Source organism: Bradyrhizobium sp. 41S5 (assembly GCF_011516665.3).
GTDB lineage: Bacteria > Pseudomonadota > Alphaproteobacteria > Rhizobiales > Xanthobacteraceae > Bradyrhizobium > Bradyrhizobium quebecense.
On record NZ_CP083721.1, the window covers coordinates 6,796,309 to 6,810,329 of the forward strand.

The following is a 14,021-nucleotide window of genomic DNA, read 5'->3' on the forward strand; positions in this document are numbered from 1 at the left end:
CCGAAACCCACTATTTCGGAAGCCCTGTTTTCATATCGGCGGGCGGCATAGCTGGTATTGCGCAATGTTTTAAGCCCGCCAAAAGCCGCCTCTTGTGCGCAATCCAACTACGCCTCGAATATCACCGAGCAGGTTCAAATCTCGGACCTGCATTGCTCTGAACTTGCTTCGATCCCAAGTCGAGATGGTTTCAGGGGTTAACAGCCCTCTTAACTTGCTTTTCCGAGCAACCGCTTAAATTATCCTCCGTACCTCCTGTTCTCCGAAAGCTAAGTCACACGCTCGAATCGCGTCGGGTACGCCATTTCATGACTGTACCTTAGCTTCGCGTCTCGCCTCCCGCAAAGCCGACGACGCGACCGTCGCCTTGGACACCTGCCGGCGATGACGAGGCCTCGGCCAGCTTCCTAAACCTACGAATGTCGGCTTCCGGATTGATCAGGGCCAGTCCGATCAACGCGCTGATGATGACGATCATCCCTGCGATCAGAAAGCCGAAGCGAAAGCCATCGACCGCGGTTGCGCTGGCGTCAATAATGCGGCCCATGATGATCGGGGCCGATGGACCGGCGAGTGTCGTCACCGCGGTGCCGATGGCAAGCATTGCACCGCGCTGCCGGCTCGGCACAATCTCGGCGGTGATTACAGGGCCCAACACAAAGATGGCCGAGCCGACCGAGAACGCAATCGCCGTACAGGCGATTGACATTAACGGATCTGAGGAGCGCGACAGCAGGACGGTGGCAACGCCGGCTATAGCGGAGCAGACGACGGCGATAGCGCCGAAGGAAAGACGGGCCGACAATCCACGCTGCCTCAACCGCCCGGAGACGAAGCTGACTGTCGGTGTAAACATGATCTGGACCACCGACGGCACCATGACGATCCATCCCACTGCCCACAGCGAGAATCCCGCTCCCTTCTCAAGATAGGCCGGCAGCCAAACGATGCCTAGCGTCAGCATCCAATAGGCGCTGAAGCCGACGATGGCCTGCCCAACGAAGGTGCGGCAGGTTAGCAGCGTGCCGTAGCCGACACGCGCTTGATCGTCGTTTCCATAGGCTTCATTTGAGGTCAGTGGACCTTCGGCGCCGACCGCAAGCCAACCGATGCACCATACAAGACCTACCAGGCCGAGCGCGCCGAATGCTATGTGCCAGGAATAGTGCGAGATAACGTAGCTAACCGCCGGCGCCACGACACCGACGCCGACCGCACCCCCAAGTGCGATGACACTTGTCGGAAGCGCCCGCTTCGGGCTGGGAAACCATTTGTAGGCGGCATGGACTGCCACAGGATAAGCCGGCCCCTCGCCGGCACCGAGCAGCACGCGGTTGGCGAACAGCATCGCGAGCCCCGTAGAGGCCACCATCGGCAACTGACACAGTGCCCACACCAAACCCATCGCCAGCAGCACCCACTTGGTACTGATGCGGTTGACCACGAAGCCGACCAATACCGCGCCGATGGAAAAAAACGCGAAGAAACTGGTTCCTATCAGTCCGAATTCTGCGTGGCTGAGACCGAGTTCCTTCATGATCGACTCAGCGGACAAGCCAAGCACAGCCTTGTCGGCGAAATTGATCAGCATGAACAGGAACATCATCAGGACGATGATCCATCCCTTTTCCTTAATTTTTTGCGCTTCCACGCGCTCCTCCCTGCTTTGTCTTGCTTTTTCTTGTAGTGCGCGATCAATCGCCGGAGCTCGCTCCAATTGCGAGCCGCCGCAACACTGCTTCTGTTTCACCGACGAGCTTCTGCATGGTCTCCACCACTGTCGTGAGCCTGTCGAAATAGCCAATGCTTTGGCCGGCCGGGACATGGACCAGCGGCTCGATTTCATGCTCGTCGATGGCGCCCAGCAGATCTCCAACCAGGATATCCTGGTAGGGCATGCGCAGCGGCTTGGGCGCGTCCGGCGCGCTCCATTCGTCGCTCCAGGCGCTGCGGATCTGGCGCAACGTCTTGCCGCTGTCGGCACGGCAGATGACGGCATCCTCGCTGCGCGCGGCAAGCAATTTCTTCAGCACAGTTGGCGGCAACGCATGCTCCCTTGTCGCGAGCCAGGCGGTGCCGAGCCAAACACCCTCGGCGCCCATGGCGAGTGCGGCCGCGATGTGCCGCCCGGTGGCGACGCCTCCCGCCGCCACCACCGGTACATCGCCCGCGATGTCAACGATCTGCGGTACCAGCGAAAACGTGCCGATCGGCCCCGTATGGGCACCGGCGTCGTAGCCCTGCGCGACCAGTACGTCGATTCCGGTATCGAGCGCGCCTTTTGCATGTCGGGGCGAACCGATCAGCGCGACGGTGAGCTTGCCGCGTGCCTTCGCTTCGGCGACCGCCGCCGGCGGGGCGCCGAAGCCCCAAGCGAACAGATTGACGTCAGATTCGAGCACGGCCGCGATCTGCTGTTCGGCCATCTCCACCGAATGCACGAAGCGCGAGCGCATGCCCGCCTTGGTGGCCGGCGGCACCTGGTATTGCGGATAGAGCGCCGCGACGAAACGGCGATGAGCCTCCGGCAGCTTCCGCTCGATCGCCTCGCGGTCGTCTCGCGGCGGCATCCCGTTCGGCAGCACCAGATCGACCCCGAACGGCCGGTCGCCGACCAGCATGCGTAACCGTTTAAGGCGCTCGTGAATTTCCTCGGGCGTATCACGGGTGGCACCGTAGATGCCAATGCCACCGGCATTGCTGACCGCGGCCACTGCATCAACGGAATGAGCAAAGCCAAAGATCGGGTGCGCGACACCTAGGCGACGCGACAACGATGTCGCAAGACCACTCATGTCCGTATCCTTCGAACGTTGCCACCCATTCGTATCCTCCCTTCGTTCTGACGGCGCCGCCGCGTTGCTCGCGTCCGGACCCGCCAGGCATTCAATCCTCCACCGCGAGGCGCAACCCCTGCAAGATGACAGCGGCCCTCGCTAATCGCGGTAGAAATCGATGTTGTCCTGTCTGATCGTGCCGTCGACGTTCCTGGTGCGGGCGGCGAAGTGCTCAGGCCGAGAAGCGATAGACTGGATTCGACAGGAATGGCGACACCGACTCGAGCCGCGGACAGCGCGATAGTCAGCGGCACTATGCTCCGCAGCACAAGCCGCCGACCTGACATGCCTGGGATCGCCCTACAGGTTCCGCTGAGCCCGGAGGAGGAGCAAAAAAGTATCCTGATTCTTGAGCTGGTATGTTGCAAGCGGCTTGCTAAGCACTCCGCTCGACATCACGGCGGCCCCGGCATAGTTCTGATCGAGATGGGTATAGGTTAGGTCGGCCGAGAACGTCAGATTCCTTACGGGGGTCCAGCGCGTAATGGCGCCCAACTGCGTGAGGGAGAAGTCCGGGTTGCAGCTTGTCACGCCGGCACCGTACGTCGCCTGGAAAGAGCCGACGGCCGCGCCGCCGCCGCAGATCAAGGTTTTGGCCGCCGCATTGTATGAAACCTTCGCATACGCACCGTAGACCGCCGTGTTCCAATACTCATTCCAGTTGTGGGTGTAGGCTCCATTGAAGCCCCACGTCTGGATCAATTGCTGCTCAGTACCGTTTGCGAATACTGTGTCGGATGCCATACCGAAACCAACGCTCTGGTAGGCTCCAGGCAGGCTTGTGCCCCCAAAGATCGTATTGGCAGTTGAAAAGGTCGACAGATCCTGGATGTTGTAACGGGTAGCGCCGTTGGTATAGACACCTTGGACGTTAATTGTATCGCCAGGCCCGGTCGGGATATTCTTGATCGACAGAGCCAGTTGACCGGCCCAACCCCACTTGTCGTCCGGATGGCCGGCCAATTGAGTGCCGCCGTTGAGTAAGCCGCCTCCCCCGTAGTACGCGACATTGTTGTCATGTGCGGCGGCAGACGCTTGAAACAACCCCCAGTCCTGGTCGACGCGGAACATACCCACGATATCGGGGACAGTTGTTCCCGCGTAGTTGCTCGTGCCGTAAGCGCCGCCGGCACTGATGTTGTTTACGCCGCCCTGATAGTATTGAGTCGGATCCTGTGCGGAAATCGTCGCCGCAAGTCCCTGACCGAAGTTCACGGTATACGAGAATTGATTGACGCCAGTCACGGTGCCGCCACCGCCAACAAGACCGTCAAAGTTGTTGCCAGGGTAGTTAATCCAGGGACTGCTGAACTGCGAAACGGCCCTGCCGATCGTAAAGCCCGCGAATTGGATGAACGCGTTGTAGAGGCCAAATGCTCCGGCAGCCACGTTACCTGTGGTAGCGTTATTTGGCGCCGGAGCCGTCCCGATAGCAGCGTAAATTGTCGATCCTGGCGCAGCCCCATTGGCGGTATAGCTGCCTCCCATCCAGACGAAAACTGTCTCCATGAAGGTTCGAACGGTGCCGTACTCAGTTTCCGTGCGCGTATCGATCCTGACATCCGAGGTAGTCCTCGCGGTGTAGCCATTGGTGAACCGATTGTTTGCCCCCGCTGGCCCGCCGGTATTGCCGACATTGTCCGTATTGCTGTTCACCAGCATGTCGGCACGCACGAACCCCCCCAACTTGATGCAGGTATCGGTGCCAGGGATGTAGTAGAAACCTGGCCCATACGCGGAGCAAATTTTCACGTACTGAATGGCCTTGGCCTTAACCGGCAGATCTGCCGCCCGAGCGGCGCCGACTGCGGCGATAACCGCGGTAGATGAAAGCAAAAGGCTTCCAACGAACCTCATCATTCCCCCCTTCGTGTTTTTCTTCGAACGATAGAACTTCGCAATTCAAGTCAGGCTGCCTATTCGAATGAGCACCTCCGATCTAACCGCCTCGGTTGAGGTCGGCCAGTCCGGTACGTCGGCGATTGAGTAAGAGTGTTCCGGATCACTGCGAGCGACAGCGCAATTGGGCGATCGCTACAGCACCGAATTCGTAGCCGACATGACCAAGGCAAACGGAAACCGCAGCGAACAGCAGCTTCGGCGCAGCTCGCAAAAAGACAGTCAGTCGATTGATCGCGTCACTATCAAACGCAGCGGGAACCCATACGACCCCTGCCCACGCCTCGATTGCGAGCGAACGCCCCTGACAGTTTTGCGCGAAAATCCTCGATGAGACCCCGGTCGCGCGGCCTTGGGTCATCAAGCTGTTCTCGGGGGGCATTGCCGAATCACTCCTCGCGACGCGCTACCTTGCTTGCAAGGCGCAAACTGGGATGTTGCACGCGTGTGGCATCGCTTGGGCGAACGGAAATCCCTGCAACGCCGTAGTCGACGAGACCCACGATAAGGTTCTGGATGTTTTCGCGCGTTTGTCGCGACCGAGGAGTCCTGTATGTCCAACGTGCAAGCGCATGAACGATACTATCGCCGAACCATCGACGACGGCCGGCGAGAACGACGCGCGGGATGTTCGGCAGGCTCTTCTCCAGGAGCCTCCTGAAACGGCGAACCGAAGACAGGTTGGCGTCGCTAACACCTTGGTCCCCAAGCAGATGGGGCCGGAACGTGACTTGAGCGAGGATCTTCACGTAATCCGCGCCCCAAGGCTCGCCGACTACGACCAGTGCAAGCGCCGCCACATGGGCCTCCAGGAGGGCCCAAAGATCACCTTCCGTCCCTTCGATTTCGTCGAGCAGGCGATGGCGCGTTTGATTGATGTAGGCGAGCCTGCGATCCAACACCGCAGCAACCACTGCCTCGCGCGATCCAAAATGATAGTGAAGGGCAGACCGGTTTTTTTTGCCGCTCACACTGACAATTCGTGTGAGCGCAACATGCTCCACGCCTTCGGCGGCAAATAACCGCTCTGCGACGTTCAACAACTCATTGATCGTCTCTGTGCTGTCGACGGCCAAGCTTCATCCTCCTTGATACAAGATCTAATATATGATATTAGATCCCAACGCAACAACTTTTAAATACAACGCGGCTCTCAAGACCGGGATCCACTCGGAACGCCTGGGTGCGATCAGGACGGCGCTTTGGTTTGGCCGCGCTGGAGCAAGTGGCGGCACCTCGTCATCGGCAAAACAGCTTGCCTCGCGATTGGAAGAACTCGCCGCCAGTGACTACGAGGTTCATGCGTGCGGTCTAGCCGCTAGCATTCGGTGCACGAGTGTTCGTCAGAATTGCTGGCACAGGATCTCGCGCCAGATGCGCGTATAGCGGCCCGGTCAGGCCGACATGCGCAGCACTCGGTTGGCCGCCCAGCAGGTCTGGATTTGCCCGGATCCGCCTCACTGCCTCGCGAGGTCGGCGAGCACATCGGCGTGCGACGCTTGCTTTGCCTCGGCTGACGTACGCTCGGGAATCTCGATCACGACCTCGCCAAGTTTGCCCTGGAAGATGAAGGGAGCCGTATAGTCGTCGCTGACGGCGATGCCATGATCGCATCCGAGATTGAACGCTCCCGTCGAGAAGCGGCGCACCAGGAACGGAATTTCGACGCTGCCGCAAGGCTCACCGCCGACCAGCACTGTGGCACGACCGACCTTGCCGAGCCGCTCCACGGAGACGCTCACGGTAGTCTCGCCAGTGGGCACTGGCCTGCTTGAGACTACCTTCAGGTGCTGGCCGAACACGTTGTAATCGAATATCAAATACCCCCGCAGCAAATACAGGGCAAGGCCACCGCGACCGTCGCCGAAGCTGACGATGCAGCCCTCCTGGTCGGCCTCTTCACGCTCGATCTCCGCGGTAATCGTGAAAGTGCGATTGCCGAGCGAGGGCGCTACCGACATTCGCATCTCGGGGAGTGGTGGCCGGTAGACGTAACGCGTTTGGCTGCGCGGGTCCGCCCATCCCGTGCCGGCACGCCAGAGCTCTGCCCGGCGATCATCGAGCGGCAATACGCCATTGCGACCAGCTTCGCTCCACCAAAGCTCAATCATCTGCCTTAGTTTCTCGGGCTGCTCGCCGGCCAGGTCACGGCATTCGGAAAAATCCTTGTCGAGGTGATAGAGCTCCCACCTATCGGATTCAAAAGGCGTATTCGGCTCGTGATAGGCGACCGCTTTCCAGCCATCGGCCCAGATTCCCCTGTGCCCAAACATCTCGAAATATTGCACCTGCTTGGTGGTGGGCGCTTCCTTTGCGTCTGGCGGGAACGAGTAAGCAAGGCTTAGACCGTGCATCGGCATCTGAGGTACGCCGTTGACGGTCTGCGGCTTGTTCACGCCAACGATCTCGAAAATCGTCGGCGCGATGTCGGTGACGTGGTGGAACTGGTGACGGACGCCACCCCGCTCAGCCAATCCCTTCGGCCAGTGGATGATCAAGGGATCACGGATACCACCGCCGTGGGTATTCTGCTTGTAGCGTTTCCCCGGCGTGTTGCCGACCTGGGCCCAGCCCCACGGATAGTTGTTGAATCCGTTTGGGGTACCGATGTCATCGATGCGCGCGATGCTTTCCGAGAGATCCTCCGAACGCCCGTTGAAGTAGCGCGAGTAGTTGACCATGCCGCGCGGGCCACCTTCCTGGCTGGCACCGTTATCGGACATCAGGATGAACAGCGTATTGTCGAGCTCGCCGGTTTCGCGCAGGTAGTCCGTCAACCGACCGATCTGCGCGTCCGTATGCTCTAGGAAGCCGGCGAAAGCCTCCTGCAATCGCAGCGCCAGCGTCTGCTCGTCCGGGGACAGCTCAGCCCACGGCTTGACGCCCGGATTACGCGGCGCAAGTTCAGTATCCTTGGGAATGATCCCGAGCTGTTTCTGCCGCTCGTACCACTGCTGGCGCACGACATCCCACCCGGCGTCGAATTTGCCGCGGTACTTAGCGATATATTGTTTCGGCGCCTGATGCGGCGCGTGGGTCGCGCCAAAGGCGACATATAGGAAGAACGGTTTCTCCGCGACCGCAGCCTTCTGCGACTTCACTATCTCAATGGCGTTGTCGATCAGGTCTTCTGAGAGGTGATAACCCTGCTCCGGGGTCTTCGGCGGCATCACCGATCGGTTGTCGCTGGTGAGCTCCGGATGCCACTGGTCGGTCTCGCCATCAAGGAAACCGTAGTAGCGGTCGAAGCCACGTGCCAGCGGCCACTGGTCGAATGGGCCTGCCGGCGAAGTATGCTCAATCGGCGTCAAGTGCCATTTGCCGATTGCAAACGTCGAATAGCCGGTCGGGCGCAGCACCTCGGCAATGGTCGCCGCGCTCTTTGACACTGTACCGGTGCAATTCGGAAAGCCCGTGTTCCAATTGGCTAGGCCGCGCATCCCCACCGAGTGGTGATTGCATCCGGTCATCAACGCAGCGCGGGTCGGGGAGCACAGCGCGGTCGTGTGGAAGTTGGTGTAGCGCAATCCGCCTGCAGCAAGCTTGTCGATGTTCGGGGTTACGATCGAGGAGCCGTAACAACCGAGGTGGGAGAATCCGAGATCGTCAAACAGCACGACGACCACGTTCGGTGCGCCAGCGCGCGCCCGCGGCCACTCTGGCCAATGCGGCGTCGACTCGTAAACGGTCCGGCCGATCTTGCCTTGAAACCCGGAATTCATACGACATTCTCCATGACCCGTTCGAGACCGTTGATAGCACCAGACCGAAGATAAGAATACGAATATTAATACGAAATATTAGCTGCAAGTGCCATGTCGAGCGAACCGGATGAGCAGCACGCAACTCGGCCAGGTTCTGCGGCGGCACCAAGCCGCGAGTCGTCGCCTCTGGCCCAAAGCTCCGTCCGTCGGTCCCGCGGGGTTTTAGGTCGTGAGATCGCGCACGCAGCGGAAGCCGATATGCCCTGTCGCACTGTCGGGCGTCGAGGCTGATCGCGCCCCATTACGATACCGCCAGCAGTAGGACGGATGACAGAGATAGCTGCCGCCGCGCATCACGCGATGGATCCCCTGAGCGGGACCGCGTGGATTGGCTATGCCTGACGTTGCGACACCCGCAAAGCGGTCGCTCACGAACCAATCGCTGCACCACTCCCATGCATTGCCGGCCATGTTGTGCAAACCGAAGCCATTCGGTGCAAAGGCATTGACCGGTGCGAGACCGTAGTAACCGTCGTCCGACGCGTTGTGGGTCGGAAAGGTGCCCTGCCAGACGTTACAACGATGCTCGCTATTCGGCATCTCAACGTCGCCCCAGGGAAAGCGCTGGCCTTCGAGCCCGCCGCGCGCTGCTTTCTCCCACTCCGCTTCGGTCGGCAGGCGCTTGCCCGCCCAGACACAGAATGCCAGTGCATCGTTGTGTGAGACGTGGGTCACCGGAAAGTCTAGTCGCGACGCGATGTCCGAGTGCGGACCTTCGGGTTGCCGCCAACTGGCACCATATACCTGGCGCCACCAGGGTGCGGCAGCAACGCCGCGAGTCTCCTCGAAGTCGTCCGGCAACAGACCTGCGAAAACAAACGACCAACCAATCCGCTCGGCCTCTGAGACATAACCGGTCGCCGCGACAAAACGCGCAAAGCGCGCGTTTGTCACTGCATAGCGATCGATCCGAAACGCATCGACATCAACCCGACGTGACGGCGCTTCCCCGTCGGCAGGGTTACCCTCGTGCCGGTCGCAGCCATAGGCAAAGCTGCCGCTCGGCACCATTGCCATGCCATCGTCGCCTTCGCCTGCGGCTTCGGGCGAAGGTATCGCCTGCGCACGCCTGGGCGTCGCCGCCGCCGCGCTCCCGGAAGGGCCGCAGCACGATGTCGCGACACCGCTCATTGCCGAGCCATCTCGATCTTCGCCTTCACGGCCATGGCTTCCGCCTCATCCTTCTTCCGGCGATCCGGCATCTCGATAACCAGCCGCTTGATCTTGCCCTGAAAATAGAACGGCGCCTGGTAGTCGTCACTAACTGCCGAGCCGCCATCGCATCCCGCATCCATACCGTTGGACGAGATCATCCGCAGGATCTTCGGAATCTCGACGCTGCCGCAAGCAACGCCGTCGATCGAGACTGTCGCCCTGCCGCTCTCGCCGAGTTTCTCCAGATGCAGCGACAGCGTCGACTTGCCGGCTGGAATGGGACGATCGGATATCGCCTTGCAGTGATGCGTGAAGAGGTTGTAGTCGAACACGAGCCTGTCACCGAGCACGTAGAACGCCATACCGTTGTTGCGAGTACCGAGAGCGAAGATAGCCCCCTCGGACGTCGCTGTCGGACGTTCGACCTCCGCCGTCGCAACGAAGCTCCGATTGCCGAGGGGCGGTGACACCTCGCCGGTCATGTGCTGGACCGGCGGATACAGCACAAACCGACGGCGATTGCGCGGCGTCCTCTGTCGCGGCGTCGGCCGCCATAGTGCGTCCCTGCGATCGTCGAGCGGCAACGCGCCATAACGCCCGGCCTCCGACCACCACAAATTGATCATCTCCTCAAGCTTTGCAGGATTCTCCTTCGCAAGATCCCTGCATTCGGAGAAGTCGTTCTCGAGATTATAGAGTTCCCACTGGTCCTGGTCGAACGGATTGCCGCCAGGGTGAAAGGTGACGGCCTTCCAGCCGTCGGCCCAGATGCCACGATGACCGAACATCTCGAAATACTGCACGCCCTTGCGTGACGGCTCGGCCTTTGCCTGCTCCGGGAAAGTGTAGGCAAGACTGACGCCATGGATCGGCATCTGCGCAACACCGTTGACGCTTTCTGGCGGTGTAACGCCGACGATATCGAGCACGGTCGGCGTAATGTCCGTGACGTGGTGGAACTGGTGACGGATACCGCCCTTGTCGGCAATGCCTTTCGGCCAATGCGCAATCAGCGGATCGCGAATGCCGCCGCCATGAGTGTTCTGCTTATAGCGCTTGTTCGGCGTGTTGCCTGCCTGCGCCCATCCCCACGGATAGTTGGTCTGCGACTTGGGTCCGCCGATGTCGCCCATGCGCGCGTTAATTTCTTCCAGCGTTTCCGGGATGCCGTTGAAGTACTTGAACGTATCAATCACGCCGAGCGGTCCACCCTCCTGGCTGGCGCCATTGTCGGACATCAAGAGGATCAGCGTGTTGTCGAGTTCACCGATGTCTTCCAGGAACGACACCATCCGGCCGATCTGCGCATCCGTGTGGTCGAGGAATGCAGCAAACGCCTCCTGCAACTTCAGCGCCAGCTTCTTCTGCGTATCGGGCAGCTTGTTCCAGGGCTCGACGCCCGGATTGCGCGGCGCGAGCTCGGTATCCGGCGGAATGATGCCGAGCTGCTTCTGCCGCTCGTACCAGTGCTGTCGGATTGTGTCCCAACCGGCGTCGAAGCGACCCTTGTACTTGTCGACATAGGGCTGCGGCGCCTGATGCGGCGCGTGTGTCGCACCAAAGGCAAGATAGAGGAAGAACGGCTTCTCCGGGACTGCCGACTTCTGGCTGCGCACCATAGTGATCGCCTGATCGACCAGGTCTTCGCTGAGATGATAACCTTGTTCCGGCGTGCTTGGCGCGTTGACCGGATGGTTGTCGCAGTAAAGCTCCGGCGCGAACTGATCGGTCTCGCCTTGCAAAAAGCCGTAGTAACGATCGAATCCGCGCGATAACGGCCACTGGTCGAAGGGCCCTGCGACCGAGGTCTCTTCCATCGGTGTCAGATGCCATTTCCCGACAGCGAAGGTAGAGTACCCTCCCGGCCGCAGCATTTCCGCCAGCGTCCCCGCGCTCTTCGCGACTGTGCCGGTGCAGTTTGGGAAGCCGGTGTTCCAGTTGGCAAGACCGCGCATGCCGACTGAATGATGATTGCGCCCGGTCAATAGCGCCGCCCGTGTCGGCGAACACAGCGCCGTGGTGTGGAAGTTTGTGAAGCGCAGGCCGCCCGCTGCGAGCTTGTCGATGTTCGGCGTCTCGATCGAGGAGCCATAGCAGCCCAGATGCGAGAAGCCGAGATCGTCGAACAGCACGACCAGTACGTTCGGCGCGCCGTCGCGCGGACGCGGATAGTCGGGCCACCAAGGCGTCGATTCCGGAATCGTGCGTCCGATCTTGCCCTTGAACTCGTCGTTTGACATGGTTGTTCCCCAGTGACCTTAGTGTTTCGATTGCTTGACCACGAGCACGGCGTCGAGGGCCATCGCCCCGTTGCCCTTCGACAACACCACAAACGGGTTGATATCGATGCTCTCAAGGTTGTCGCCGGCCGCCGCCGCATAGCGCGACAAGGCGACCAGCGCTTCCGACAATGCGTCGATGTCGGCGGGCGGTGCGCCCCGCCAACCGTCGAGGACTGCTCGTGCCTTGATGCTATCGATCATGCGGCGCGCTTCGGTCTTGCCGAACGGGGCAAGACAGAAACTGACATCGCGCAACGCCTCGACCAGGATGCCGCCAAGGCCGAACATGACAACAGGACCGAACACCGGGTCGCGCTGCACGCCGAGGATGCACTCGACGCCGCCCTTGATCATCGGCGCAATCAGCACTCCCTCGATCTTCGCATGCGGCTTCACCTGCTTCGCCCGCGCCGTCAGTTCGTCGAACGCCTTCGCGACTTGGTCCTTATTCTGCAAGTCGAGAAGAACGCCACCGATCTCGGTCTTGTGCAGGATGTCCGGCGACACGATCTTGGCCACCACGGGGAAGCCGATTCGTTCGGCTGCCGCGGCGGCTTCAGCACCATTGGTTGCCACCTGATGCGGCATGACCGGGATACCAGCGGCCTGCAGCGCAGCAAGAGCTCCAGCTTCGCTGAGCGTCGCATCGGCAAGTTGCACCTCGGGCAAGGCTGCGACCCTCTCAGCGGGCGCACCAGTCTCGGCAAATTCGGCTAATGCCGCGATCGCCCGCACGGCGCGGCTCGGATCGGCAAACGCCAGCACCTTGCCGTCATCGAGTTGCTGATGAAGTTCACGCGTGAACAGGCTCGACAGGGCGATCACGCGATCCGGATACTTCGCCCGCATCTCGACGGCCTGCCGCACGAGCTCGGGACCCCTGCGCGAAAGCCCTGCGGCGGATTGGAAGATGACAAGGTTATCGTAGTTCGCGTCTTCCAGCATCAGTCTGAAGGACAGCGGCAGCAATTCCTCGTCCGTGGTGATCTGCGCCGTGACATCGACTGGATTCCGCGCGGAAGCGAACGCGACTCGCGCAAGGATTTGCTTCTGCGCATGCTCCGGCATCTGACGCGCATCCAGTCCGAGGCTGGCAGCCTCATCCGCCATCAGCACCCCCGCACCGCCCGAAGCGGTCAGCATACCAATGGACCGGCCGCGCGGCAGTCCGCCGATGGATACGGCGTACGCAACGTCGAACGCCTCATCGATCGTCGCGGCGCGGTGCACGCCGTACTGCTTGAACACCGCGGCATAGATGGCGTCGGCGCCGGCGAGCGCCGCCATATGCGACGCCGCGGCGGCGGCACCGAGATCGGTACGGCCGACCTTGACGATAACGATCGGCTTCCCCGCCGCGCGCGCCTTACCCAACACACGGACCAACTTCTCGCCGTTCCGACAGCCTTCCATGTAGGCAAGGATGACCTTGGTCGACTCGTCGTCGATCATCCAATCGACACAGTCGGACATGTCAACGTCCGCCTCGTTGCCAGTCGTCACCCAATGGCTGAGACCGAGCCCGCGCTCGCGCGCGAGCGAATACGCAAAGCCGCCGAATGCGCCTGACTGACTGACAAGGCCGATATTGCCCTGCTTGACGATGCCAGTGCCGGCTACGGGGCTGAATGTCGCATAAACACCGCGCTCACCGCTCATCACCCCGAGACAGTTGGGACCCAGGATGCGCATACCGCTCGTGCGCGCGAGCTCACCGATTTGCCGCTGCACCATCGCGCCTGCTTCACCGATTTCGGCAAAACCAGACGTGAACAGCACAACTGACTTCACTTTCGCTTCGGCCACCTCCTTCAGCGCGTTGAGCACGATGGCGGCGGGTACCGCGACGACGGCCAGATCGATGTCCTTGCCCACGGCCTTCACATTTGGATAGGCACGCAAGTCCTGGATCGTCCGATGCTGCGGATTGATCGGAAAGATTTCACCCCGATATCCGTAGCGGAGCAGGTGCGCGATCGGTACGCCGCCGATCTTGGTAGGCGTTCCGGACGCCCCGATCACGGCGATCGACTTCGGACGGAACAGGGGGTCGAGTGACGAGGCCAGGCGGTCAGTCATTGATT

Annotated in this window: 9 protein-coding genes; all 9 read right to left on the reverse strand. The window is 60.9% G+C overall.

Going from position 1 to position 14,021, the window contains the following annotated elements:
- Nucleotides 1-319 precede the first annotated feature (319 nt).
- The 9 genes from HAP47_RS32655 to HAP47_RS32695 all read right to left on the reverse strand — a co-directional run bounded on the left by HAP47_RS32655 (nt 320) and on the right by HAP47_RS32695 (nt 14,016).
- Nucleotides 320-1,750, reverse strand: coding sequence for an MFS transporter (locus HAP47_RS32655; RefSeq protein WP_210285319.1), 1,431 nt, complete (start codon nt 1,748-1,750; stop codon nt 320-322).
- Nucleotides 1,695-2,795: an NAD(P)H-dependent flavin oxidoreductase gene (locus HAP47_RS32660; protein WP_173641039.1), complete on the reverse strand. Its 1,101-nt coding sequence runs from the start codon at nt 2,793-2,795 to the stop codon at nt 1,695-1,697. The genes HAP47_RS32655 and HAP47_RS32660 overlap by 56 nt, the downstream gene beginning before the upstream one ends.
- A 342-nt stretch (nt 2,796-3,137) precedes the next feature.
- Nucleotides 3,138-4,694: a porin gene (locus HAP47_RS32665; protein WP_173643009.1), complete on the reverse strand. Its 1,557-nt coding sequence runs from the start codon at nt 4,692-4,694 to the stop codon at nt 3,138-3,140.
- 145 nt (nt 4,695-4,839) lie between these two features.
- Nucleotides 4,840-5,118, reverse strand: coding sequence for a hypothetical protein (locus tag HAP47_RS32670; protein WP_173641038.1), 279 nt, complete (start codon nt 5,116-5,118; stop codon nt 4,840-4,842).
- 7 nt (nt 5,119-5,125) lie between these two features.
- Nucleotides 5,126-5,812: a TetR/AcrR family transcriptional regulator gene (locus tag HAP47_RS32675; RefSeq protein WP_173641037.1), complete on the reverse strand. Its 687-nt coding sequence runs from the start codon at nt 5,810-5,812 to the stop codon at nt 5,126-5,128.
- A 381-nt stretch (nt 5,813-6,193) separates the two neighbouring features.
- Nucleotides 6,194-8,458: an arylsulfatase gene (locus HAP47_RS32680; protein ID WP_173641036.1), complete on the reverse strand. Its 2,265-nt coding sequence runs from the start codon at nt 8,456-8,458 to the stop codon at nt 6,194-6,196.
- A 204-nt stretch (nt 8,459-8,662) separates the two neighbouring features.
- The gene (locus tag HAP47_RS32685) at nt 8,663-9,517 is read right to left on the reverse strand and encodes a formylglycine-generating enzyme family protein (protein WP_210285318.1); all 855 of its coding nucleotides are present in this window, start codon (nt 9,515-9,517) and stop codon (nt 8,663-8,665) included.
- A gap of 110 nt (nt 9,518-9,627) precedes the next feature.
- Nucleotides 9,628-11,895 (reverse strand): arylsulfatase, encoded by a 2,268-nt coding sequence (locus HAP47_RS32690; RefSeq protein ID WP_173641034.1) that lies wholly within the window; start codon nt 11,893-11,895, stop codon nt 9,628-9,630.
- An 18-nt stretch (nt 11,896-11,913) separates the two neighbouring features.
- Nucleotides 11,914-14,016, reverse strand: coding sequence for an acetate--CoA ligase family protein (locus tag HAP47_RS32695; RefSeq protein ID WP_173641033.1), 2,103 nt, complete (start codon nt 14,014-14,016; stop codon nt 11,914-11,916).
- Between the last annotated feature and the right edge of the window lie 5 nt (nt 14,017-14,021).